Source organism: Neobacillus dielmonensis, from assembly GCF_000612665.1.
In the GTDB taxonomy this organism is placed as follows: domain Bacteria; phylum Bacillota; class Bacilli; order Bacillales; family Cytobacillaceae; genus Neobacillus; species Neobacillus dielmonensis.
In genome coordinates this window covers 1-22580 of sequence record NZ_HG942041.1, presented here as the reverse complement: position 1 = coordinate 22580, position 22580 = coordinate 1, and the positions used below count along the sequence as shown (strand labels likewise).

Sequence of the window (22580 nt, the reverse complement as noted above, 5' to 3'; positions counted from 1 at the left end):
ATGAATTGGGAGGTGAAAGTATGAGCGGTGCAGGTGCAGGTATGGGAGCAGGTTTTGCTCTGATTGTTGTCCTCTTTATTCTGCTGATCATTGTAGGTGCTAGCTTTGTTGGCGGCTTCTATTATTAATTGCTAGCCTAAAACTATAATGATTAAGCAAAAGAACGGCCTAAACACAAAATAGGCCGTTCTTTGTATCCATTTAAAATATTCCATATTGATTAGTTAGTCTATTTCTGGTTGCTGTTCTCCGTGAAATACCACCAGGATGACCTGCTTTAATCAGTTTGTTTAAAAGCTTTACCGATTCTACAATAAACGGTCCTTTATTTAGCATAATACAATCGGCTCGCAATCCTTGGACTGCATCCGTGATTTCTGAACGAGATGGGCTTCCTTTTTTTGTTAGTCTTTCCAATACCCCTGTAGCCCATATAACAGGAATATACGCAGCCCTACAAATCGCTACAATGTCTTCCTGTACATAAGACAAGTTTTCTGCCCCTACCTCGATCGCCAAATCGCCTCTAGCAATCATTACCCCGAACATTTCGAAGTTTAATCCTTCAAGGATAATTCTGGCTAAATGGTGAACGGCATCTTTGGTTTCAATCTTTGCTACTACAGCCAGATTTGCTGCGTCATGACGTTTCAATTCATCCCTTAGTTTTTTTAAATCAAGTGGTGAATGGACAAAGGATAAACCTACAATATCGGCGTGCCTTGTCACAAACGATAAATCGCGGGTGTCCTTATCAGTGAGCGCGGGTACATTTAAACTCATGTAAGAATCAGGCAAATTAAGTCCCTTTTGTTCTTTTATTCTCTGTGGCCGCCTGACAGGTAAAAGGATTTCTATCTGAATATACTCTGATGTGATTTGCTGTACTTTTCCATGAATTTTCCCATCATCAATAAAAATCGAGTCCCCAACCCGAACGTTTCGAAATGCCTTCCTGTTGGAAACAGGTACACCGGCTGGAAATTCTCCTGTTGCTGGATGCCCGACTTGTTCTTGCTCCAAATACAATCGCAGCAAATCACCTTTTTTAACAAATATCCCTTTACCTTGAAGTTTTCCTATTCTTATTTTAGGGCCAGCTAAATCCATAAATATTTTGCAGCGTTCGGCTACTTTCTCTTCCTGCATTAACCTTTTCTCTACATTCCGTAAGGCCACAATCATTTGCTCCCATGTTGCTTCATGTTCATGCGCGCAATTTATTCGAGCGATGGACATGCCATTCATCAACAGGTCCTCTAGAATGTCCGGTTTATGAATCATTGAAACATCTAAGGTAACTATAATCGACGAATTGCCCCTTTTTCCGAGCAAGGCTTTTACCCGTGAATGTAGAATATCTTTTGAGTAGGCTGGCGGTATGGTGGAAAGCTCAATTGATGGCAGACCTTCAACTCCTAAATTTTCCAAAATACGATGGAGGCTATATAAGATGTGGGCATTTGACTGTAAAAGCGAAGCTAATCCATTTTCCACTAGCTGTTGTTCCAATTGAGCAGGAATTCTTTCCCGTAAAGCAAGGTATGCAAGTAAATTATCACGATTGAGAGCACCCTCTGTTAAAGGATAGTTTCCAATGGTTTGCTCACCAATTTGTTTCAAATAAAGATATAATTCAATAATTTGTTCTATGAGTTCTTCTTTCTTGTCGAATGTCACTGTTTTACGCTCCTACAGATGAAATTCATCAGTTAGAATCCCAAACATTTGATTTTCCTATTTAATGCTTTTATTTTATGTAAGTAATATGACAGGTGTAACTCCAAAATGAACAGGGATAGCATCCCAAGATTTAAGGATATTTGATTGTAAATAACCTGGAACAGTGCCATAATTTTAAAAAACAACCTCATTTGAAAGAAGGAACAGCAATGGGCTTAAGGTTTAGAAAAAGCTTTAAAATTGCTCCTGGCATTAGAATGAATGTGGGAAAAAGCGGGGTCGGCGTCAGCTTTGGCGGCCACGGTTTGAGGTACTCCATCAACAGCAGTGGCAGGAGAACCACAACGGTAGGGATTCCTGGATCGGGCTTATCTTATTCTACAACGTCTGGGGGAAAATCCTATAAATCACCAGCTTATCAAAGACGTAATGAGTTAGCGAGGCTTCAACGAGAACAGCAGAAACTGCAGGAATTGGAATATGCGAGATTACAGGTGGATTTATATGAAAACAAGCTTGAGCAGATACGTTCCATCCATCATGAATGTGATGATCCGATTGACTGGCGTGAGGTTTTGCGTCGCCAGCCGCCATTTCAGCATGGCCAAGACGGTCCCAATACCCAGGCCGCCCGCCAGCAGCTAGAATCCTATCAACCCGGTCTTATGGACCGCTTGTTTAACCGAGATGAAGGTAAACTAAGACAGCTGCATGAAGAGGTAGAAAGAGCGAAAGAACAGGATCAACAGCTGTTAAATGGTTGGAGCCATATGCATTCTCTGGCAGAACGGGTATTAAACCGGGACATTGACGCCTACTATCAAGTTATCCAAGAAATGGCTCCTCTCGATGATTTAGTGGAGTTTGGAAGCGGCTTCGAATTTGGCACCGACAACCCATATGAAATCCATGTCTCATTTGATGTAAATCCTGAATCGGTCATTCCAAACAAAGCCTTATCACTCACAAAAACCGGAAAATTATCGGAAAAGAACCTGACAAAAACAGCATATTATGACATATATCAAGATTATGTATGCAGCTGTGCCTTAAGAATTGCCAGAGATATGCTGGCCCTGCTCCCGATCACCCATGTATATGTTCACGCATATGAGGATCGGCTCAACCCAGCAACCGGGCACATCGAAAAAATCACCATCTTATCGGTCAAATATGACCGTCTAACACTAAGTCGCCTAAACTTTACCCAATTAGATCCATCCGACGCATTGGAAAACTTCCTGCACAAAATGAAATTCAAAAAAACCCAAGGCTTCGAAGACGTTGGTGAGGAATTAAATTAGTCGGGTAGCATAAAGGCGCTTTAACGCATTAATCAGCTGGGGGACAGTCCCCCAGCGAGGTAACGCTTTACTGTAATAGGGGACTGTCTCCTTCTATGCACTTGTTTGGCTACGAGTAAATCTAAGGTATCTTGTTCCTTGGAAGGTTAGTTCGCCTCGATCTCCTTCGGCTAATTGTCCGTACTCGCGTCCATTGACTTTGAATTCCGCTCGTTCGCCGCTTTCAAATTGAAAGGTGATAAAATAACGGGTGGATGTGCGAGAATTTGGTCCTCCACCGCTTACTTTCGTCCGTTTGGAAACAACGGAAACCGAGGACTGTAAACGTGGCTGCTTATTATTTGAGTTCCACTCTTTTATACTACGAATAAATGAAAAAAGAATAATTCCAAAAATAATCAGAATCAAAATAGGAATCAACATATTCATCAGATTAAACATCTGCATCCCTTGATCAATATTCATTCTCCCGCTCCCCTTCTTTATCTTTAGTTTCACTATATCAAGGCTTATTTGGATACACAAACCTTTTCCAAAAATGTAGATTTCATCTATTTCATGCTGAATGATGGTAAACTAGAAATGAAATGAAAGCAGCTGGTGGTGAGAGAAATGGAGCGAATTATTTTGTTTGACGGGGTTTGTAATCTTTGCACTGGCAGCGTCCAATTTATTTTAAAACGAGATCCAAACGGATCTTTTCAATTTGCCTCACTACAAGGTGACATGGGACAAAAACTATTAAAACAATATAACCTTCCGACCAGCTTGAATAGCTTTTTACTCATAGAAGATGGTAAACCGTTTATGGAGTCAACTGCTGCCCTCAGAGTTTGTCTTCATTTAAAAGGAGCCTGGAAGCTGCTTGGTGCACTGCTCCTCATTCCACGGCCGATTCGGGATCTTTTGTATAAAATCATAGCCCGTAACCGCTATAAATGGTTTGGAAAAAGGGAAAGCTGCATGCTCCCATTACCGGAATGGAAGAATCGATTTTTAGAATAATGATTGGCTTCGACCAAACAAAAAAGCACCAAACCTGGTGCTTTCAACAAACATTATGATTTTTGATAGTTTAAGTCCCAACTGATCCCATAGGCATCCTTCACCTTAGCATATTTTGCGCCCCAGTATGTATCCTGCAACTCCATATGAACACTTCCGTTTTTCCGAAGCGCTTCGTATACTTCCTGTATTTCTTCCTCACTTTCAAAGTCTAAAGCTAAGGAAATATTATTCCCAATCACGATGGAAGAACCCGGTGATGCATCTGAGGCCATAATGAACAAATCATCTTTACGGAAGCGGGCGTGAATAAGCAAATGTTCAGCCCCTGGTACCTTATACCCCGCTTGTTCATAGGTTTGTAAATCAGATACTTCTCCCCCAAATGTATTTTTATAAAACTCCAGCGCCTCCCGGCAATTTCCATTATACATAAAATAAGGTGTTGCTTGTCCTCTCATTTATAATCCTCCTAATTTATGCTTTGTTAAGATTATTTCATTCCCTTATAACTTTCCTTGTGGAACTGACTGATATAGCGAAACAGCTCTTTTCCCTCTTCACGGACCGCAGAATTCGGCTCTAAATGCCGGTACATAGCCTGATAAGGTTCTGATACCCATATGTAATGATGAATATATTCTGTGAGAGAAAAACCGCATTGTTGCCAAAATTGTCTGCGGCGGTTGTTTTCTACGGAATATTCAGCCTCCACCTCAATAATAATACTGTCAAACCGGCCCATATCAGATGCCCAATTCATGAGGTAGCAAACCATATTCCATCCAATACCATGATTTCTAAAAGCTTGGTCAACAGCCAAATAATCAATAATTAAGCAGCGACTTCCCTTTAAAGCTCCCGTTAAAGCAAAACCAACAGCCTGCCCCCCTATAAAAACAAGATGTAAGGAGCAAAGACCTTTCAAAAACATATGACGGATCACTTTTTCTGGTTTTCCGCCTTTATTGGCAAATGCTTGTTGGTAAATTTTTTTGACCTTCCCCCAGACTTCTGGGTTCCAACTTTCAGAAGTGCTGAACTCCACCTTAATAATCCCCCAAAAAAAGTGTTCTAGTGCCCTTTTATCATAGCATATAAGCATTAAAACAAAAAAGGAGCCCTTGAACAAATGCTCAAAGGCCCAACAAGTACTTCGCCAATTTGACAAAGCACTCAAATTAGGAGGTCTAAACTCAGAAGAATTTAAACATGTATATTTTACCATTATCTAAAAATTCTTTCAACGATTTAACGCAATAAAGAAAAAACTGATTCTAAAGCTATATTCCACTGGATAATTTTAGTATCTACTGGAACGATTTTCATGGGATAAATATGATAATATTTTCGTTGACAAACCTGTATATACAAGTTAGAATGAAACCGTAGTCAAAACTTGTATATACAGGTTGACCTAAAAATGAAACCGCTGTATAAAGTGGAGATAAACTTACACACTAAAAAATGGGTGCATTGACCATTTAAGGGGGAAATATAATGTCAAAGTACACTGATTCAGCCAAAGAATTATTGGAGCATATTGGCGGTAATGATAACATTGCAGCCGTAACGCATTGTTCCACAAGAATGCGCTTTGTTCTAAATGATCCTAGTAAAGCTGATGTGCAAAAAATAGAAGGCATGAAGCTTGTAAAAGGAACTTTCACACAAGCAGGACAATTCCAAGTCATTATTGGAAATGAAGTCGCTAGCTTTTATAATGATTTCACAAAAATCGCTGGTGTTGACGGAACGACCAAGGAAGATGCCAAAGTAGCAGCAAAGCAAAACATGAACTGGCTGCAACGTGTAATGGCTCATCTTGCCGATATCTTTACCCCATTAATCCCAGCACTCGTTGTCGGCGGTTTAATTCTCGGTTTCCGAAATGTAATCGGTGACATTAAACTTTTGGAAGGCGGTACCAAAACCATTGTGGAAGTATCGCAATTCTGGGCGGGTGTTCACTCCTTCCTATGGTTGATTGGTGAAGCGGTATTCCACTTCCTGCCAGTCGGCATCACCTGGTCGGTAGCCAAAAAAATGGGCGCATCGCAAATTCTCGGTATTGTTTTAGGTATTACACTCGTGTCACCACAATTACTCAACGCCTATGCAGTGGCAGGCGCTAAAGATATTCCAGTTTGGGACTTTGGTTTTGCAAAAGTCCAAATGATCGGTTACCAAGCACAAGTCATTCCAGCCATTTTAGCCGGATTGGTTCTAGCCTTTTTAGAAACTAGATTACGCAAAGTTGTACCAAATTCGATTTCCATGATTGTTGTACCATTCTTAGCATTAGTTCCAACTGTATTAATTGCTCATACAATCTTAGGCCCTATCGGCTGGACAATTGGTTCTTGGATTTCTAATGTTGTTTATTCTAGCTTAACATCTGCATTTGGCTGGTTATTTGCCGCAATCTTTGGATTCGCTTACGCACCACTTGTAATTACAGGATTACACCATATGACCAATGCCATTGACCTACAGTTAATGAGCGAGCTTGGCGGTACAAACCTATGGCCAATGATTGCTCTATCCAATATTGCACAAGGTTCAGCCGTACTTGCGATGATCTATGTAAACCGCAAGAATGAAGAGGAAAAACAAGTCTCAATCCCTGCAGCAATTTCTTGTTACCTAGGGGTTACCGAACCAGCAATGTTTGGGATCAACTTAAAATACGGATTCCCATTCCTTGCAGCTATGATTGGTTCGGCGATTGCCGCGATTGTTTCCGTTGGCAGTGACGTTATGGCAAACTCGATCGGTGTCGGCGGCCTTCCAGGTATTCTTTCTATACAACCTAAACACATGCTAATGTTTGCAATATGTATGGCCATTGCAATTGTGATTCCATTCGTATTAACACTCATCTTTGCAAAGGTTGGTTTGAAAAAGGTACCTTTCAAGAAATAATCATGCACTCCATTAAGGAGGGAGACAGTCTCCCTCCTTTTCCACATTAGAATAAATCAACAATTACAGGCAGGTGTTTAGTAGATGTCAACAGCATGGTGGAAAAACGCAGTTGTCTATCAGATTTATCCAAAGAGTTTTTACGATACAACCGGGAATGGTACCGGTGACCTTAAAGGCATCACGGCAAAACTGGATTATTTGAAGGAACTCGGTGTCGATGTACTTTGGCTCACCCCTATCTACCAATCCCCGCAGCGGGACAATGGCTATGATATTAGCGATTACTATAAAATTTATGAGGAATATGGAACAATGGATGACTTTGACCATATGCTTGAAGAGGCTCATAAGCGCGGACTCAAAATCATTATGGATATTGTCATTAACCATACCTCCACGGAGCATGAATGGTTTAAGCAGTCCCGTTCTTCTAAAGACAATCCATACAGGGATTTCTACATATGGAAGGATGGAAAAAATGGCGAGCCCCCTACGAACTGGGAATCCAAATTCGGCGGATCGGCTTGGAAATATGATGAAACGACAGACCAATATTACCTTCACTTATTCGATGTCACCCAAGCGGATTTAAATTGGGAAAATGAAAAAGTCCGTGACGCGATTTATGAAATGATGCATTTTTGGTTAAAAAAGGGCGTCGATGGTTTCAGACTGGACGTCATCAATTTAATTTCCAAAGATCAACAATTCCCGCAGGATGAAACGGATGGTCGTAAATTTTATACCGATGGACCGAGAATTCATGAATTTTTACATGAAATAAATCAGAAAGTATTCTCCAAATATAACATGATGACGGTTGGAGAAATGTCTTCTACGTCGATTGATAACTGTATCAAATATACCAATCCGGATCGCCAAGAACTCAATATGATCTTTAGTTTCCATCATTTGAAGGTTGATTACCCTAATGGTGAAAAGTGGGTCAAAGCTGATTTTGATTTCCTTGCACTTAAGAAAATCATGTCCCAATGGCAGGTAGAAATGAATCGAGGCGGCGGATGGAATGCAATGTTCCTGAACAATCATGACCAACCGCGGGCTTTGTCACGTTTCGGTGAGGACCAAAAGTATCCAAAAGAATCAGCTAAAATGTTAGCGACGACTTTGCATATGATGCAGGGAACTCCTTTTGTCTATCAAGGGGAAGAAATTGGGATGACCAATCCAAATTTTAACTCAATTGATGACTACCGAGATGTTGAGTCCCTTAATATTTATACGATATTGAAAAATAAAGGCATGGCTGAAGAAGATATCATTGAAATCTTAAAGCAAAAGTCCCGTGATAATTCACGTACGCCGGTTCAATGGACGGCCGATAAACATGCTGGTTTTACAACTGGAACACCATGGATCTCTACGGCCTCAAACTATGAGAATATCAATGTGGACAAGGCTCTTTCGGACCAAGATTCCATTTTTTATCATTATCAAAAACTAATTCAACTGCGAAAAGAATATTCCATTATTACCGATGGCGACTATGAGCTTTTATTAGAAAACGACGAACAAGTTTTCTCGTATGTAAGAAATCACGAGACCGAAAAGTTGTTAGTAATCAGCAATTTTTATGGCACCGATACAACCGTTGTCCTGCCAGAACAGTTTACGCTTGATGGTTATGAGGTGAAGGTGTTACTCTCTAATTATAACGACACAGCTCCGCTCAATCGGGAAATTCCGCTGCGCCCGTATGAATCAATTATTTATTATTTGCACAAGTAAATTGGAGATGCTTTACTATGACCAACAAGTATTTAACCATCTATAATACCCTTGTAGAGGAAATTAAAAGCGGAAAGATTATGCCCAAGACGCTTTTACCTTCAGAAAATGAATTGGCAGAACAGTTTAACACGTCACGCGAGACCATTCGTAAAGCGTTAAACTTACTTTCACAAAATGGTTATATACAAAAGGTCCGCGGAAAAGGTTCGATTGTCATTGATATCAATAAGTTCGATTTCCCTATTTCTGGACTGGTCAGCTTCAAAGAATTAGCGGATAAGCTGAACAGCAGTCATCGGACAATTGTTAATGCATTTTCATTGATTAAACCCGATCATTTTATCAAGAAACAGCTGCAGCTCTCCTCCAAAGATCAGGTATGGAAAATTGTTCGTACAAGGGAAATCGGCGGCGAAAAAATTATATTAGATAAAGACTTTTTAAATAAAAAGTACGTTCCGGACATCACTCCAGAAATCGGTGAACACTCGATTTATGAGTATCTTGAAAATCAGTTACACTTGACCATCAGCTTCGCCAAAAAAGAAATTGTGGTCGAGGAGCCGACTGATGAAGACCGTTCCCTTCTCGACCTTGAAGGCTACCATAATGTCGTCGTCATTAAAAGTCATGTTTATTTGGATGACGCTAGCCTATTTCAGTACACGGAATCGAGACATCGCCCAGATAAATTTCGGTTTGTTGATTTTGCACGCCGGTCTCATTCATAAAAAAACCTTATCCGTTCAGATCGGATAAGGTTTTTTGCATGGGTTACTTTTCTTTTGCAGTTGCTGTTTCTGTCTGTATTTTCTTTTTTTCATTGCGATAATGGACAATAAATGTGGCTAGGAACGCCAAAATTAATATGCCGAAAAAAACAAGGTGATCAATGTGAAGACCGAACACACTAGCAAACATTTTAACCGCAATAATCGCAATAAGAATAAAGGCTGTATTTTCTAATTCCGGTATTTTATCAATTAAAACCAAGAAAAACTTAGCAACTGTCCGCATCATGAGAATGCCAAGCATACCACCAATAAGAAGAATCCAAACCTGCTCCGAAACAGCAAATGCAGCTAAAATACTGTCTGCTGAGAAGGCAATATCCATTAACTCAACTGAAATAACGGTCCCCCAAAACACTCCGAAGGTTCGAACCAGCCAACCATCTTTCTTGATTCCCTCCGCATCTTCCTCTTTCTCGCCCAGCCAAAAATGTTTGACGACCAGCCAAGCTAAATAAGCCGCACCAAGTACTTTGATCCACCAGAACTTAATCAAAAGCATACCTAATCCAATAAAGATAAATCGGAAGATATACGCGCCCAGCAACCCGTAGGTCAATGCTTTTTTGCGTTGCTGCATCGGCAAGTGTTTCACCATGACTGCCAAAACTAAGGCATTATCTGCCGAAAGCAGCCCCTCTAAAATGACCAAAGTCCCTATGTACCCCCAGGAAACAGGGTCCGATAATACTTCGACCCACATCCCCCAATCAAAAAATGATGCATATGTTTCTAGCACTTGCTGCCAAATTTCCAATTCATGTCCTCCCTCAAGAAATTATTAAACTCTTATTCTGTTAAACAGGTCCCTGCTAGTTTTTGTATGATTGCAATACATTTGTTTTCGTTTTCCTCAGTGGCCACTAAGGGAAAAATAAAATGGAACCAGTACGGCTGCATCTTATAGTATACTTACGCTGTAAAGTCGGGAAAGGTTTCAAAAATATTATGATTTACCGGGAAAAGCATTCACTTTTGTGTAAGTTGCCATTTTTTTGCTACAATAGTTTTACCAAAGTATGAGGTGAGTAGGATGTGTGGTCGTTTTACCTTAACTGCAACAGTAGACGAACTGATTGATCGTTTTGACATACAAGCATTCCTAGACGAACAGAACTACGTCCAAAGTTATAACATTGCCCCGTCGCAGTCGGTATTAGCCGTTATAAATGACGGCAAGACGAATAGGATGGGATTTTTAAAATGGGGATTGGTCCCCTCTTGGGCAAAAGACCCGTCGATTAGTTACAAACTAATTAATGCGAGAGCGGAAACATTGAGGGAAAAGCCTAGCTTTCGTCAGGCATACCAAAAAAGACGATGTTTAATTGTTGCCGATAGCTTCTACGAATGGAAGCGACATGAAGATAAATCAAAAACGCCGATGCGGATTAAACTGAAAACGGGAGATTTATTCGGTATGGCCGGACTATGGGAACATTGGAAATCACCCAATGGGGAATCCGTCTTTTCCTGCTCGGTGGTCACCACCGCCCCTAACGAACTTATGTCAACCATTCATGACCGAATGCCGGTTATTTTAAAACAAGAGGACGAAAAAATATGGTTAAATCCTGCTGCCAATGACCTCGATGATTTACAAAGGCTGTTAGTACCGTTTGATCCAAATGCAATGGAAGCCTACCAGGTCTCTCCATTGGTAAATTCGCCCAAAAATAATTCAATTGAACTAATTCAAAAAATTTGTTGAACCCATTTTTTGAACACAGGACAAGTTTACTACATGATGGAACAAGCACTAGCATAAAGTATTGTAACCCATTTAGTTATTCCTTCTTTTGAGAGCGGCCTTGGCTGCTCTTCTTTTATTTTGATTCCTCCTTTCTGTTGTTTTATAATAGATTCACAACTGTTATATAATAGAAGAATCCAATAAGAACTGGAGGAAACCCATGATGGATCGTTTCGTATCCCAATTTAGCTTACTTCCTACAACCTGTATCTCGGACGCCATGAATGGCTTAAACAATCTCCACCCTTCGATTAAACCATTAAAAGAAGAATACAAGCTTGCTGGAAGAGCCTTCACCGTGCAAATTCCAGTCGGAGATAACCTGGCAGTCCTAAAAGCGATCCGTGAAGCGAAACCAGGTGATATTTTAGTGGTGGATGCTAAAGGTGATACCTATCGTGCGATTGCTGGAGACTTTGTTGTCGGGATGATGCAGACCCTTGGTATTGGCGGTTTAGTCGTTGATGGCGTGATTCGCGACATTGTCGGAATTAAACAACTTAACTTCCCTGTCTTTTGTAAGGGAACGACTGTTGCAGCCAGCGGCAAGGCTGGAATCGGCGAAATTAATATCCCGATTTCCTGCGGGAATATCTCCGTTCAACCAGGTGATCTCATCGTTGGCGATGCGGATGGTGTTGTAGTGGTTCCGCAGACAGTGGAACAGGAAGTTTTAGCAAAAGCCGTGGAAAAATTAAAGAAAGATGAGGAACGAGAAGCAAAGATAGTTGGAAATCCAGAGGCCGCGAAAAAACACTTAGACAAGTTACTGTCTCAATAAACTCCATAAAAATTAAAAGAGCTGGACATCCGGCTTTTTTGATTTTTTAAAGAGGTTAATATGAAAGTCTCAAATGGAAAATGAACATTTCCCCTTTTCTTCCCATCGCTCTTAGGCCCCTGTCCTGAAACCCAGACTTTTTATAAACATGCTGAGCCTGTGTGTTATGGTAATTAACGCACAGCATGATTTCATTTTTTTCAGGGAAATGGATTTTGACAAATTCGGGCAGTAATTTTAATGACTCCTGGGCGATGCCTTTTCCTTGAAAGGACGGATTCACGGAATAGGCTCTTAAAAGTAAAGCTTTCTCATTGTCATAGTATTGTTGTACTCCTCCCCAGCCATGGAGGACAAAGAAACCAGCTAGTGAATCGTTAGAGAAGATGAGCACCGGAAAGCGCTCGGCATCCTGTTCACATACTGCTAGTGCATCCAGAGGTTGTGCGGTAAATTGTGCTTGTTCCTCGGGTAGTACATAAGTTTCTATTTGCTGCTTATAGGCAGGACGATAAAATTCCAATCTGATTAAGTTTTGTGGATTCATAAGACGATCACCATCTATATCTAAAATTTGAAACTATTCTTGCTATGTAATAGACAAACCTAACTTTCAACAGTTAAGGAATGGAAAAGGACACTTTATGCAGCATCCTTTCCACTATAGACCATATTAATTGATTTCTCTTTTATTCGGGTCTGCCGTGCCAGCCAGGGAAACCGGGGTATCCTGGGTATCCGCTATATCCAGAATACCCTGGATATCCCCAATATCCCGGGCTTTGATTGATATTGGTAAGAGGAAAGCTCCCCAAGCCTGCCATTCCTGGACTTCCACCCATACCGCCAAAACCTGTCATACCAGGATGTCCTCCCATCCCGCTATAACCTGGCATTCCCGGATGCCATCCCATTCCGCTATAACCTGGCATTCCCGGATGATACCCCATTCCGCTATGACCTGGCATTCCCGGATGATATCCCATTCCGCTATGGCCTATCATTCCCGGATGATATCCCATTCCGGGGTTTCCTGCCATAGGGTTCATTCCATGAAAATCAGCCATCGTTCCATAACCATGTAAATCGGGAGATTCCCTATAACCATTTAAAGGTCCAATAGGTTGTTGATTATACATGAGAGCATCTCTCCTTTTATAGGTTTCAGTCTAGACTATGTCTAAAATCAAATTTAGGGTTAGGCAAATTCCCTATTTTCAGGCGAAACTGATACCATGGAGAGAAATTCTTTAAGAACTAACAAAAAGTTATCGAGGTAATGGGTTATTAGATCGTTTTTACTAGTAGAATTTCATCGCGAATGGGAATACCGTTATCGGCAACGAAAGGAATCTCTGGTTTGATCCTCCTTGCCGTCTCAACCGCGTTTACAAAAATAGCGCTTAATTGGTACCCACGTTTTTGGTGAAATTCCAATGCGCGGAGATTGTCATTGGTTGTTACTAATTTTAAGCAGCTACATCCAGCAGACTTTGCCGTCAGTTCAACTTGATGCAGCAGAGTGGTTCCGATTCCCATATTTTCTACTATACTATCAAGAGAAATAATTTCACATTCATTGTTTTTAATTAAGTAAGTGATGAGGCCTAAGAATTCATTGCAATCATCTACAACGATAAACCCATCCAATTCATTGCACTGATACATACCACTTGAGATGACCATTACAGGGCTGCCCCAATGCTTAATGAAGAACTTGGTTAGTCTGCTTTTATCAATCTCATCGGTTGAGATTACTTCCATGTCAAGTCCTCCTGTACAATAACCTAGGTGGAACTGGCTCAAGAAATCTAGAAACAACCAGCAAATTAATAATTCGACACAAATCGCAAAATTCCTGTTCAAAACCCAAACGAAATTCCAGACATAAGCTTAATTTAATCTTGAATGAAATCTTAGTTTTTTGTATAATCAGATTAATCCACCAAAATCGTAGACTTACTATACCGGGAAGTAGCTCAGCTTGGTAGAGCACCAGTATGGGGTACTGGGGGTCGCAGGTTCAAGTCCTGTCTTTCCGACTTTTACTGATACAGCAGTTGATACATTGTCGGCTGCTGTATCGTTTTTTTATGCTCAAAAATAACGTAGTGGAAATTTATTGAAAAGGTTTAAAAAGACTCGGAACGTGGGTTGAAATTTCCAAATACCGAGTCTTTTTTGTTATATAGAGTTGCACCTTTATAGGCAACAAATGGCATAATAATTAATTCCCCACTTCTTGGTTTGGTAAACCTTAAGAACCCTCAATATGCCGAGGGTTCTATTTCTTGTGCAAAATTATCGCATTTGGTATAAAAATTGTTTTACATACGTCGCGATATAAAATAAGATCCAGTGTTTTTTTAGGAAATCTGTTTTAGAGGATGGATTGAATGCAAATTGCAGGAGTCTTTGATCATTGACGCGATAGATTTCTTGATGAATCCACTTCTTAGAACGAAGCTTTCGTGGAACTGATACCCAGTTTAATATAAGTTCCCTACAATTGAAGATGTTAAGAGATGTAATGCCACAAAGTGCATACAGCGCACCACCTTGGCTAGCCCATCGGCCGCACCGGCTTTCCATTGCGAACAGGTCAAAAACATACTTACTTTCGCCGTAGTCTCTGAGGCCATCTAGATATTGTTCAATCACCTGTTTCGTTTGTTTTTCCCGGTTGTGAACTTTACACCGCAAATAGGCTGCACTTGCAAGTCGATTCGGAATTGCATGCCCCAAGAGGCTCTTTCCTATTTGGTCAATAATATCACCATTAATAAGTGCCTTTCCCAAAAAGGCAGAGTTAAATGTGCAGGCCAAATTAATTGTGGACTCGGCATTATAATCACCCGCGACAGCAAATATTTCCTGGACATAATCCTCTGGTGCGACAAGATCCTCAACAACGGAATAAGGCTGTTGATAATATTCACATATCTTGGCAGGTATGAGCATATCGTCCGTTTCTGTAGTAAAGCCCTTGTGCTTGAAGGTATAACATTGCACATGTTGGTTTTGCTTCTTTAGAAAGGAAAACACCAATCGACTGTCATAGCCAGAAGTAAGCGGACAAATAATCTCATAAAATTTTGCATACTCTCGGACGATTTGCTCAATCAGCTTAATAGAAACCTCGATAATATGATTAAGTTCTATGTGCGTCTTTGCGGGGGTTACATCCAGGCCGACACGAACTGCTTTTTTGCCAAATAAATCAAGGTAATGATTGGGGAGCAGTGCTTTAACCTCGGCATACATGGTTAAATCAGCAGGCATGGGTTGTGAAAAATCAGAGCCAAGTCGGATTTTTGTAGAGTACTCGGAAATCCGATATTGAAAATAGGATGCCACAATTTTATCGAGAGACGCTGCACAAACCGCACCACTTTCATCTGTAGCAAAACTATAGTTGATTTGTATTGTACAAGTCGCATCTCCCCATAGATAGACCTGTTCGCCATCACGAAAAAGAATTACGTACTTTCCGGCAAAGCAGTTGAAAAACTTGTAGGCACGTTCCACTTGTTCAAACTTCTGAGCCAAAAAGAATGCAGGAATATCGTTACGCTCTATATCGCCATAGGCATCCACACACAGACCAATAATAACGATTTCTTGATTATTAAGAATACCATGCACAACATCTGTCTTCCTCGTATAATTTACAGTTAAGCTGGAATTAGCCAAAGAAAGATGCTGTGAAAATTGATCCATTTCTCCGTTGGAAATAGCATACGTAAACACATCATCATCAAATACAAATTGCAGCTCCATAGTGACCTCCTAGTTTTGCATTTTTGCACCCCTTGATTATTACAAAAGTACAGAATGAAGGCCGACAGAGAACTCAGAACGACGAGAGTCACAATCCAGGAACATAAACCCCCCAACAATTTTAGCACTGTAAAGCACTGGGGGACAGGCCCCCACCGATTTAACGTTGTAAAGTGTTGAGGGATAGTTCTTTGTATGGTGCTATTGTGATGTGGTTGGCAGTTGTTTTTACGGTGCTTAGGTTATGGTTATGGTGTTGGATGATGAGTTCTGCAGGGATGGCTCCATCGGCGGTTGTATGGCCGTCAGCTAGTAATGTAACGTCATAGCCTAAAGTGATTGCTCTTCGGCAGGTGGTGTCTACGCAATACTCTGTTCTGACTCCCGCTACTAGCAAATTTGTAATTCCAAGTGTGGTTAGCTCCTGATGCAACGAAGTTTCAAAGAAGGAATCAGTGCTTTGTTTATGTATGACGTAATCGGATGCTTTGGGTGTAAATCCTTCAGCAAACTGCCAAAATGGTGTCCCTCTTTCTAAAAATCCGCCTGGTTGTTCCTCGTGTTGGATGTATAAAATCGGCATATTCTCCTCTTCCGCTTTTTTAATCATACTTTGAATGACAGTTAACGTTTCCTCCCTTTTATACACCCCATATAGTGGTCCTACCTGCAAGTCAATAAGCAATAATGCTGTTTTCTTTTCGTTCATATTATCCACTCCCAATCATAGAATTATAGTCTTTTAGATCCGTAAGAATTCCCATTAATTGGAACTATTTGATTATAACAGTCCCTCCAAAAAAATAACAACATTATAGAATCTTACAGTCCTTTAAAAAAAATGACGAAAAATTCTCCCCAAAGGTTACCTAAATGAAGTACTACTTTATCCTTATAGACCATAATATAGAATATACGTTCGCTAAGGAGGCGGGGTTGTGACAAAACATGAACAAACCTTGATCACAGGGGATATGCTAGTTAGGTATTACGAACTAAATAAACAGAAAAAGGAAATTGAACTAGAGATGAATGAGCTAAAGGATGTGTTCCAAGATTATTTTAATTCTCTCGTGGGTTCAGACCGAAAAGGAGAAATCACGATTAGCGGTTACAAACTCCAAAGGCTCATCAGAAAAACTGAAAAATATATAGAGGATGAAACGGTTAGGAAACTAGAGGAACTGCAATTAAATGACTTGATCCAAATCGTCAAAAAGCCAGATGATCAGAAAATAAAAGCGGCACTCAGTTTGGGGCTGATTAACCCCGAACAACTAGAAGGATGCGTCGCGACAACCGTTTCCCCCGCCATCTCTGTAAAACCAGTAACTCCAAGGTAATATCGTTCACTCCCCCTAAATGGGGTTTTTTTATTAATTCGGAGTTACTATTTTCATATAATAGAGGAAATACTAAAACAATATAGAATTACATAAATGATTATACATTTTAAATTGAGAGGAGAAAGAATCATGGCAAGTCAAGAAAGTATCTTGATAAAGCAATTTTTAAAAGCTTCCATGGGTAATCAAGCTTCTTCCGCAACAGACATCACTGCAGCGCGTCAAGGATTGGAAGCCTTATCCCGCTTAACTCCTGTAGCTGATGACATTCATGTTAAAAAACTGTTAATTGAGGACATACCAGCAGAATGGGTGACTGCCCCAAATGCGGAAAGTGACCGAGTTTTCTTATATTTACATGGCGGTGCATACATAATGGGCAGCTGCAATACGCATCGGTATTTGGCTTCCAAATTATCGCGGTCTACCGGTGCTCGAGTATTAGTTCCTGAATACCGGCTTGCCCCAGAACATCCTTATCCAGCGGCCCTCGAAGATGCCTTAACAGTCTACCGCTGGCTGCTTGCTACTGGCATATCACCCGAGAAAATAATTATTGGCGGTGATTCTGCCGGCGGAGGCTTAACGCTATCAACCCTCCTTACCCTAAAAAATGAAGGTGAAACCTTACCTGCATTGGCTGTTCTCTTATCTCCCTGGACAGATTTGGCCGGAAGTGGAGAATCAATGGAATCACGAGCAGCTGCCGACCCATGGTTAAAGCCAGACCAAACCCGTTTCGCCCCGGCACTATATATTCGTGACCTAAATCCAAAAAATCCAATTGTCTCCCCCATTTATGCAGATTTAAGCGGATTACCACCCATGCTCGTTCATGTTGGCAACGATGAAATTCTTCTCAGTGATTCCGTCCGTCTAGTCGACAGAGTCCAATCTGCCGGCGGAGATGCTACATTGAAAGTTTGGGATGATATGTGGCATGTGTTCCAAACGTTTGCAATCCCGGAAGGTCAACAATCCATCGATGAAATTGGTGAATTTGTCCAAGAACGGCTTTAAATCGAAATGATAGTTAGAAAAATAAAACTTTCGGACGCAGAGAGTTATCTCGAATTATGCAAAACGCTGGATACCGAAACAAAATTTATGTTATTTGAACCTGGTGAACGAAAAACAACGGTGGAAAAGCAAACCCAAAGAATCAAGGATCTTTTATCGGAAGATTTGTCGACAATCTTGGTCTGTGAGTCAAATGGGAAACTGGTGGGCCATCTTGCAGCAATTCGTGAAGGTAAAAGAAGAATTGTCCACAGCGCCTATATCGTTGTTGGAATTCTCCAAGACTACACAGGGAAAGGTATTGGCACACAATTATTTACCGAATTAGAAAACTGGGCTGCTGCTAACCAGGTTCATCGACTGGAACTTACGGTCATGTGCCATAACGAGGCCGCAGTAGCCCTTTATAAAAAAATGGGCTTTGAAATAGAAGGGGTGAAACGGCACTCGTTAATCATTGATGGAAACTATATTGACGAGTACTACATGGGAAAACTACTTTCATAAGCACACTTATAAATAGAATGGCATCCGGCAAATACCAGATGCCATTCTATTTAGATTCCCCATGCCTTTTTTAACAAATAAATTCCTTCCTCAATCTCGGATTCTGTTAATCCACCAAAACCGATGACCACTTTAGGTACCTCTTGTTCTGTATGGTGCGTATAGTAAAGTGAAGAAGGATAAATTTTGACCCCCACTCTCCTAGCAGCCAGAATTAGTTCGTCCTCCGACATGTTCGATTTTACCGCTAAAACGATGTGAAGACCTGATTTTTCACCAATCATCTCAACCTGCTCTCCTAACAATTGATCAATAGCAGCCAACAGAACTTCATGTTTCCTGCGGTATAAGGTTCTCATTTTATTTAAATGACTCTGCCAATATCCCTCACTCATAAACCGAAATAAAGTTTCTTGGTGGAGCCTTGATGTGGTCTGCTTATAAATTGTAAACCTATTTTGATAGATTTTAAGTAGTGCAGGCGGCAAGACCAAATAGCTGATTCTTATGGAAGGAATCAAGGATTTTGAAAAAGTCCCTAGGTAGATTACCCTGCCATTTGCATCAAGCCCCTGCAAAGACGGAATCGGTACCCCTTTGTAGCGGTACTCTCCATCATAATCATCCTCAATAATAAAGCCATTCACGACTTCTGCCCAATTCAAAAGTTCCTGTCTGCGAGCTGTCGGCATAACCATCCCCATTGGAAATTGATGTGATGGGGTCACGTAGGCAACAGTGGCAGCACTTTTTTGCAACGCTCCTATGTCCATCCCCGCTTCATCCAAAGGAATAGGAACATGTGGTACATCGTGATGGTCCAATACGGTACGCGCACGATGAAACCCTGGCTCTTCTAGTGCATAAACAGTACCATTGCCAAGCAATAAAACGAGTATTCCTATTAAATACTGGGTCCCCGCCCCAATGATAATTTGTTTCGCTGTGCACTTGACTCCTCTTGAAGCGAAAAGATGCTTCGCTATTTCTTCACGAAGATTCCGTTCCCCCTGTGGTTCTCCATTATAAAAGATCCCAGCTTGATCTTCATAGAGAGACTGAATAGTCAATTTTCTCCATGCAGCATAAGGAAACTGGGCTAAATCCACCCTGCCTGAATTAAAATCGATTTTTATTTCATCCGATTTGATGAAGGGTGTTTCTATTTCGAGATGAGGCGTGTCCTCGGTTTTAAAAAACTCATCTTCCAATTCTGCCACAAATAATCCTTGGCGTGGTCTACTTTTAACAAACCCCTCAGCGTTCAATTGATCATAAGCAGCCTGAATGGTGTTTAAACTTAGGCCCAAATAGTTTGCCAAATGACGCTTGGATGGCAGTTTTTCCTGTGGTCTTATTCGCCCTGATAGAATTTCTGATTTGATATAATCTGACAGTTGCATATACAATGGGACCCGGCTTGAAGGATCCAATACTGGCGTAATTTCTATCATAAATTTTCCCCGCTTTAGTTGGTAACTGATTATTTTGATTATACCAGTATACGATAAAATTCTTATAAAAAAATAAAACAGCAATCAGTGGCGATTGCTATTTTTTATATAACTATTTTAATTTTGAGTTTGGCTGACTGCTGCCTCTTCCCGTTGTACGGCTTCTTCCCAGCCCTTGCAGACATCTACCCATTCCTTGGCAAAGGAGTATTCTTCAATTTCTTGACAGGTAAGTTCAATTGCAGAGTTGTTGCTGCCACAAGCCGGGTACAGGGTCTCAAACCGTTTCATCGATACATCCAGAAAAACATCAAGTTCTTTCTTTAGGCCGAATGGACAAACTCCGCCAATAAGGTGGCCCGTTTGTTCATAGACTTCATCTGGTGACAACATCCTGGCTTTGAAGCCAAAAGCTTGTCTGAATTTCTTGTTGTCGATTTTAGCATCGCCAGCTGCCACAATTAAGATTGCTTGATCATCTTCGCCTCTAAACGACAAGGTTTTCGCAATGCGGGCTGGAATGACGCCAATTGTGTCAGCTGCCTGTTCGACAGTGGCACTTAAAGTTTCAAATTCCATAATATCATTTTCTCGATTCCATTGTTGAAAATGGGCCTTAACGCTTTCCAAAGACATGTTATTCGTCCTTTCCTTGTCAAACTATTATGTATAATAACAATTTTACCATAAGAATACTACAAAAACACTTTACCTCTTTTTTGTTTTAAAGCAGCAAAGACGTCATTTTCTTGCTATTTTGCATGATAGTTCATTCTATTACATTGATAGCATAATGAAAGCAAGTTGATATTCGATTGTTAGCTGTTACATACCTATCACTAGGGTTCGCTTATATCCTCTTTTGAAAAAAATTTTTTATAGTTTCTAACTATCTACTTATCTATCTGGTATATTATAGAAAGATTAGAGACGTTAGGTTAAGGTTGGGTGGTAACATGGCGATGTCTAAGTATTACCAAAAACTGCGGGACCGCGTTGGCAGTGACTTAATTTTCATGCCAAGTGTAGCTGGAATTATTCGCAATCAATCTGGTGAGATTTTGCTTCAATACAAAGGCAATGGAGAACACTGGAGTCTGCCTGCTGGGGCAATCGAACCAGGCGAAGCACCTGCAGAGGCTATTATTCGTGAAGTTTGGGAGGAAACGGGATTTTTCGTTGTCCCACAAAAACTATTGGGAGTGTTTGGCGGCAAGGATTTCCGCTACCAATACCCAAATGGGCACAAGGTTGAGTACAATATTTTCATGTTTGACTGCAAAGTTGTGGGTGGAAACCTCAACCCAATGGACAACGAAACAGCCGAACTCCGTTATTTCAGCCCTGATACGATGCCAGAGCTGGCCTTACCCTATCCTAAGGAGATATTTTACCAGGATTCCTCAAGTGAAATTTTTTATCAGTGGAAAGATCAATGGCTGGTAAATTTAAATTCTAATAAAACGATCTAAAAAAATAGATAATTGGAGGCTTTGTTATGAACCATCTTTTAAAAAAAGTCTTAGAGCTAGATACAGTTTACCTAGATACGTTCACGAACCGAATTAACACCTCTTGGGGCAAGCTGTTTTACAATATGAATCAACCGGTCTATTATGATGCCAATCACGCCGAGATTAGTGAAAATCCTAAGAATGCAAAAGCGGTAATAGAAGAAGTGCTTCGCTTTTATCAAGAGAAGAACATCATCCCACGATTTTACCTTTACAATCTGGATGAACTATCACCGTTCTTAAAGGAATTAAGTGGATTTGGATTTCGATATGAGGAATTAGTCAGCCCCATTCAGATTTGGAGTAGAATAAAACATCAGGGCAGTAAAAATGAAAAAGTGACCATCGAAACAGTAACTGAGTCCAATTACAATGAGGCTTTGGAAATTGAGTGCAGCATAAAAGAACTCGGTGGTCGAGCAGTAAGAGAAAAAGCTCTTGCAGAAGAATTTAACCATCCATTTTACACGCATTACCTGCTTCGTTATGAGGGCATCCCTTGTTCGACTGCCAGCATATTCGCGCACGACGGGCAGGCACGAATGGAGAGTGTAGCCACCCTGGAGGCTTTTCGGGGCAAGGGACTAATCGGTGAACTGATTTATTTCTTGCAGGAAGAAGTAGAAAAACGTGGAATAGAAGATTTTTGGGTGTTCCCCATTAACGAGCGAGTGGAAAAAGTTTATGCTAGATATGGATTTGAAACTGCAGGAAAGCTTGTAACAGGACATGCTTTTCTATCAGGCAAAAGCATTAAGGAAATTCAACAGGGTTAACAAAAGGGAGCTTCGTTTATCGAAGCTCCCTCAGATTGTCGAGAAAGGTTATTTTTCTCGGCAATTTTTCATTTTACTTGAATTAAAATATGATTTTTAGAATTGATTATCGCCTGCAATGGGGCCTATTGATTTCCGCTCCAGGTGCTTCGCTTTCCGCGGGCGTGCCGGGGAGCCTCCTCGGCG

General features: G+C 40.7%; 25 protein-coding genes and 1 tRNA gene. 14 read left to right on the top strand and 12 right to left on the bottom strand.

Going from position 1 to position 22580, the window contains the following annotated elements; translation table 11 throughout:
* The first annotated feature begins 41 nt into the window (after window positions 1-41).
* Window positions 42-128 carry a YjcZ family sporulation protein gene (locus BN2425_RS04450; RefSeq protein ID WP_235714569.1) on the top strand — a complete coding sequence of 29 codons (87 nt, stop codon included), beginning with the start codon at window positions 42-44 and terminating at the stop codon, window positions 126-128.
* A 73-nt stretch (window positions 129-201) separates the two neighbouring features.
* On the opposite strand, the gene BN2425_RS04445 is transcribed toward BN2425_RS04450, so the two are convergent.
* Window positions 202-1680, bottom strand: a complete 1479-nt coding sequence (locus BN2425_RS04445; RefSeq protein ID WP_042455505.1) for a pyruvate kinase — start codon at window positions 1678-1680, stop codon at window positions 202-204.
* A 212-nt stretch (window positions 1681-1892) separates the two neighbouring features.
* Here BN2425_RS04445 and BN2425_RS04440 point away from each other — a divergent pair, with 212 nt between their 5' ends.
* Window positions 1893-2987 carry a DUF4236 domain-containing protein gene (locus BN2425_RS04440; RefSeq protein ID WP_042455502.1) on the top strand — a complete coding sequence of 365 codons (1095 nt, stop codon included), beginning with the start codon at window positions 1893-1895 and terminating at the stop codon, window positions 2985-2987.
* A 93-nt stretch (window positions 2988-3080) separates the two neighbouring features.
* Here the strand turns inward: BN2425_RS04440 and BN2425_RS04435 are convergent, their stop codons facing one another.
* Window positions 3081-3452 (bottom strand): DUF2500 domain-containing protein, encoded by a 372-nt coding sequence (locus BN2425_RS04435; protein WP_052352773.1) that lies wholly within the window; start codon window positions 3450-3452, stop codon window positions 3081-3083.
* 147 nt (window positions 3453-3599) lie between these two features.
* Between BN2425_RS04435 and BN2425_RS04430 the strand changes: the two genes are divergently transcribed.
* Entirely contained in the window at window positions 3600-3992 is a 393-nt protein-coding gene (locus tag BN2425_RS04430; protein ID WP_042455499.1) for a thiol-disulfide oxidoreductase DCC family protein, read from the top strand.
* 53 nt (window positions 3993-4045) lie between these two features.
* On the opposite strand, the gene BN2425_RS04425 is transcribed toward BN2425_RS04430, so the two are convergent.
* On the bottom strand, window positions 4046-4453 hold the full coding sequence (locus tag BN2425_RS04425) for a VOC family protein (RefSeq protein WP_042455496.1): 408 nt from the start codon (window positions 4451-4453) through the stop codon (window positions 4046-4048).
* A gap of 32 nt (window positions 4454-4485) precedes the next feature.
* On the bottom strand, window positions 4486-5040 hold the full coding sequence (locus tag BN2425_RS04420) for a GNAT family N-acetyltransferase (protein WP_195891899.1): 555 nt from the start codon (window positions 5038-5040) through the stop codon (window positions 4486-4488).
* Between the two features lie 452 nt (window positions 5041-5492).
* Between BN2425_RS04420 and treP the strand changes: the two genes are divergently transcribed.
* The 3 genes from treP (at window position 5493) to treR (ending at window position 9403) form a co-directional block, all read left to right on the top strand.
* Window positions 5493-6917 (top strand): PTS system trehalose-specific EIIBC component, encoded by a 1425-nt coding sequence (gene treP, locus BN2425_RS04415; RefSeq protein WP_042455493.1) that lies wholly within the window; start codon window positions 5493-5495, stop codon window positions 6915-6917.
* Between the two features lie 84 nt (window positions 6918-7001).
* Window positions 7002-8669, top strand: a complete 1668-nt coding sequence (gene treC, locus BN2425_RS04410) for an alpha,alpha-phosphotrehalase (protein WP_042455490.1) — start codon at window positions 7002-7004, stop codon at window positions 8667-8669.
* Window positions 8670-8686: 17 nt separating this feature from the next.
* On the top strand, window positions 8687-9403 hold the full coding sequence (gene treR, locus BN2425_RS04405) for a trehalose operon repressor (protein WP_042455487.1): 717 nt from the start codon (window positions 8687-8689) through the stop codon (window positions 9401-9403).
* A 43-nt stretch (window positions 9404-9446) separates the two neighbouring features.
* Here treR and BN2425_RS04400 read toward each other — a convergent pair whose 3' ends face one another.
* Window positions 9447-10220: a TerC family protein gene (locus BN2425_RS04400; RefSeq protein ID WP_042455485.1), complete on the bottom strand. Its 774-nt coding sequence runs from the start codon at window positions 10218-10220 to the stop codon at window positions 9447-9449.
* A gap of 276 nt (window positions 10221-10496) precedes the next feature.
* Here BN2425_RS04400 and BN2425_RS04395 point away from each other — a divergent pair, with 276 nt between their 5' ends.
* Window positions 10497-11174: an SOS response-associated peptidase gene (locus tag BN2425_RS04395; RefSeq protein ID WP_042455482.1), complete on the top strand. Its 678-nt coding sequence runs from the start codon at window positions 10497-10499 to the stop codon at window positions 11172-11174.
* A 205-nt stretch (window positions 11175-11379) separates the two neighbouring features.
* Complete coding sequence (locus BN2425_RS04390; RefSeq protein ID WP_042455628.1) at window positions 11380-11997, top strand: RraA family protein; 618 nt, start codon at window positions 11380-11382, stop codon at window positions 11995-11997.
* Window positions 11998-12052: 55 nt separating this feature from the next.
* On the opposite strand, the gene BN2425_RS04385 is transcribed toward BN2425_RS04390, so the two are convergent.
* From BN2425_RS04385 to BN2425_RS04375, 3 genes are all read right to left on the bottom strand, one after another.
* Complete coding sequence (locus BN2425_RS04385; RefSeq protein WP_042455479.1) at window positions 12053-12544, bottom strand: GNAT family N-acetyltransferase; 492 nt, start codon at window positions 12542-12544, stop codon at window positions 12053-12055.
* A gap of 142 nt (window positions 12545-12686) precedes the next feature.
* Window positions 12687-13136, bottom strand: coding sequence for a hypothetical protein (locus tag BN2425_RS04380; RefSeq protein WP_052352772.1), 450 nt, complete (start codon window positions 13134-13136; stop codon window positions 12687-12689).
* Window positions 13137-13284: 148 nt separating this feature from the next.
* Window positions 13285-13761: a GNAT family N-acetyltransferase gene (locus BN2425_RS04375; RefSeq protein WP_042455476.1), complete on the bottom strand. Its 477-nt coding sequence runs from the start codon at window positions 13759-13761 to the stop codon at window positions 13285-13287.
* Window positions 13762-13965: 204 nt separating this feature from the next.
* Between BN2425_RS04375 and BN2425_RS04370 the strand changes: the two genes are divergently transcribed.
* A tRNA-Pro gene (locus tag BN2425_RS04370) sits at window positions 13966-14039 on the top strand.
* Between the two features lie 259 nt (window positions 14040-14298).
* Here BN2425_RS04370 and BN2425_RS04365 read toward each other — a convergent pair.
* Both BN2425_RS04365 and BN2425_RS04360 read right to left on the bottom strand, forming a co-directional pair.
* On the bottom strand, window positions 14299-15777 hold the full coding sequence (locus tag BN2425_RS04365; protein WP_042455471.1) for a hypothetical protein: 1479 nt from the start codon (window positions 15775-15777) through the stop codon (window positions 14299-14301).
* A gap of 160 nt (window positions 15778-15937) precedes the next feature.
* Entirely contained in the window at window positions 15938-16486 is a 549-nt protein-coding gene (locus BN2425_RS04360; RefSeq protein ID WP_042455468.1) for an isochorismatase family protein, read from the bottom strand.
* A gap of 229 nt (window positions 16487-16715) precedes the next feature.
* Between BN2425_RS04360 and BN2425_RS04355 the strand changes: the two genes are divergently transcribed.
* The 3 genes from BN2425_RS04355 to BN2425_RS04345 all read left to right on the top strand — a co-directional run bounded on the left by BN2425_RS04355 (window position 16716) and on the right by BN2425_RS04345 (window position 18650).
* Entirely contained in the window at window positions 16716-17120 is a 405-nt protein-coding gene (locus tag BN2425_RS04355) for a hypothetical protein (protein ID WP_319922064.1), read from the top strand.
* Window positions 17121-17252: 132 nt separating this feature from the next.
* Window positions 17253-18143 (top strand): alpha/beta hydrolase, encoded by an 891-nt coding sequence (locus tag BN2425_RS04350; RefSeq protein ID WP_042455465.1) that lies wholly within the window; start codon window positions 17253-17255, stop codon window positions 18141-18143.
* Between the two features lie 6 nt (window positions 18144-18149).
* Window positions 18150-18650, top strand: a complete 501-nt coding sequence (locus BN2425_RS04345) for a GNAT family N-acetyltransferase (RefSeq protein ID WP_042455463.1) — start codon at window positions 18150-18152, stop codon at window positions 18648-18650.
* Window positions 18651-18700: 50 nt separating this feature from the next.
* Here the strand turns inward: BN2425_RS04345 and pdxR are convergent, their stop codons facing one another.
* Window positions 18701-20104: a MocR-like pyridoxine biosynthesis transcription factor PdxR gene (gene pdxR, locus BN2425_RS04340; protein ID WP_042455459.1), complete on the bottom strand. Its 1404-nt coding sequence runs from the start codon at window positions 20102-20104 to the stop codon at window positions 18701-18703.
* 117 nt (window positions 20105-20221) lie between these two features.
* Window positions 20222-20740: a YbaK/EbsC family protein gene (locus BN2425_RS04335; RefSeq protein WP_042455457.1), complete on the bottom strand. Its 519-nt coding sequence runs from the start codon at window positions 20738-20740 to the stop codon at window positions 20222-20224.
* Window positions 20741-21060: 320 nt separating this feature from the next.
* Here BN2425_RS04335 and BN2425_RS04330 point away from each other — a divergent pair, with 320 nt between their 5' ends.
* A complete protein-coding gene (locus BN2425_RS04330) occupies window positions 21061-21576 on the top strand; it encodes an NUDIX hydrolase (RefSeq protein WP_074433006.1) in 516 nt (171 codons plus the stop codon).
* Between the two features lie 26 nt (window positions 21577-21602).
* A complete protein-coding gene (locus tag BN2425_RS04325; RefSeq protein ID WP_042455454.1) occupies window positions 21603-22394 on the top strand; it encodes a GNAT family N-acetyltransferase in 792 nt (263 codons plus the stop codon).
* Window positions 22395-22580: the final 186 nt, after the last annotated feature.

What these genes read in the sequence shown, in the direction of transcription:
- BN2425_RS04450 (WP_235714569.1), top strand. Translation starts at nt 42, where the DNA reads ATGGGAGCAGGTTTTGCTCTGATTGTTGTCCTCTTTATTCTGCTGATC.
- BN2425_RS04440 (WP_042455502.1), top strand. Translation starts at nt 1,893, where the DNA reads ATGGGCTTAAGGTTTAGAAAAAGCTTTAAAATTGCTCCTGGCATTAGA.
- BN2425_RS04435 (WP_052352773.1), bottom strand. Translation starts at nt 3,452, where the DNA reads ATGAATATTGATCAAGGGATGCAGATGTTTAATCTGATGAATATGTTG.
- BN2425_RS04430 (WP_042455499.1), top strand. Translation starts at nt 3,600, where the DNA reads ATGGAGCGAATTATTTTGTTTGACGGGGTTTGTAATCTTTGCACTGGC.
- BN2425_RS04425 (WP_042455496.1), bottom strand. Translation starts at nt 4,453, where the DNA reads ATGAGAGGACAAGCAACACCTTATTTTATGTATAATGGAAATTGCCGG.
- treP (WP_042455493.1), top strand. Translation starts at nt 5,493, where the DNA reads ATGTCAAAGTACACTGATTCAGCCAAAGAATTATTGGAGCATATTGGC.
- treC (WP_042455490.1), top strand. Translation starts at nt 7,002, where the DNA reads ATGTCAACAGCATGGTGGAAAAACGCAGTTGTCTATCAGATTTATCCA.
- treR (WP_042455487.1), top strand. Translation starts at nt 8,687, where the DNA reads ATGACCAACAAGTATTTAACCATCTATAATACCCTTGTAGAGGAAATT.
- BN2425_RS04395 (WP_042455482.1), top strand. Translation starts at nt 10,497, where the DNA reads ATGTGTGGTCGTTTTACCTTAACTGCAACAGTAGACGAACTGATTGAT.
- BN2425_RS04390 (WP_042455628.1), top strand. Translation starts at nt 11,380, where the DNA reads ATGGATCGTTTCGTATCCCAATTTAGCTTACTTCCTACAACCTGTATC.
- BN2425_RS04385 (WP_042455479.1), bottom strand. Translation starts at nt 12,544, where the DNA reads ATGAATCCACAAAACTTAATCAGATTGGAATTTTATCGTCCTGCCTAT.
- BN2425_RS04380 (WP_052352772.1), bottom strand. Translation starts at nt 13,136, where the DNA reads ATGTATAATCAACAACCTATTGGACCTTTAAATGGTTATAGGGAATCT.
- BN2425_RS04375 (WP_042455476.1), bottom strand. Translation starts at nt 13,761, where the DNA reads ATGGAAGTAATCTCAACCGATGAGATTGATAAAAGCAGACTAACCAAG.
- BN2425_RS04365 (WP_042455471.1), bottom strand. Translation starts at nt 15,777, where the DNA reads ATGGAGCTGCAATTTGTATTTGATGATGATGTGTTTACGTATGCTATT.
- BN2425_RS04360 (WP_042455468.1), bottom strand. Translation starts at nt 16,486, where the DNA reads ATGAACGAAAAGAAAACAGCATTATTGCTTATTGACTTGCAGGTAGGA.
- BN2425_RS04350 (WP_042455465.1), top strand. Translation starts at nt 17,253, where the DNA reads ATGGCAAGTCAAGAAAGTATCTTGATAAAGCAATTTTTAAAAGCTTCC.
- BN2425_RS04345 (WP_042455463.1), top strand. Translation starts at nt 18,150, where the DNA reads ATGATAGTTAGAAAAATAAAACTTTCGGACGCAGAGAGTTATCTCGAA.
- pdxR (WP_042455459.1), bottom strand. Translation starts at nt 20,104, where the DNA reads ATGATAGAAATTACGCCAGTATTGGATCCTTCAAGCCGGGTCCCATTG.
- BN2425_RS04335 (WP_042455457.1), bottom strand. Translation starts at nt 20,740, where the DNA reads ATGTCTTTGGAAAGCGTTAAGGCCCATTTTCAACAATGGAATCGAGAA.
- BN2425_RS04330 (WP_074433006.1), top strand. Translation starts at nt 21,061, where the DNA reads ATGGCGATGTCTAAGTATTACCAAAAACTGCGGGACCGCGTTGGCAGT.
- BN2425_RS04325 (WP_042455454.1), top strand. Translation starts at nt 21,603, where the DNA reads ATGAACCATCTTTTAAAAAAAGTCTTAGAGCTAGATACAGTTTACCTA.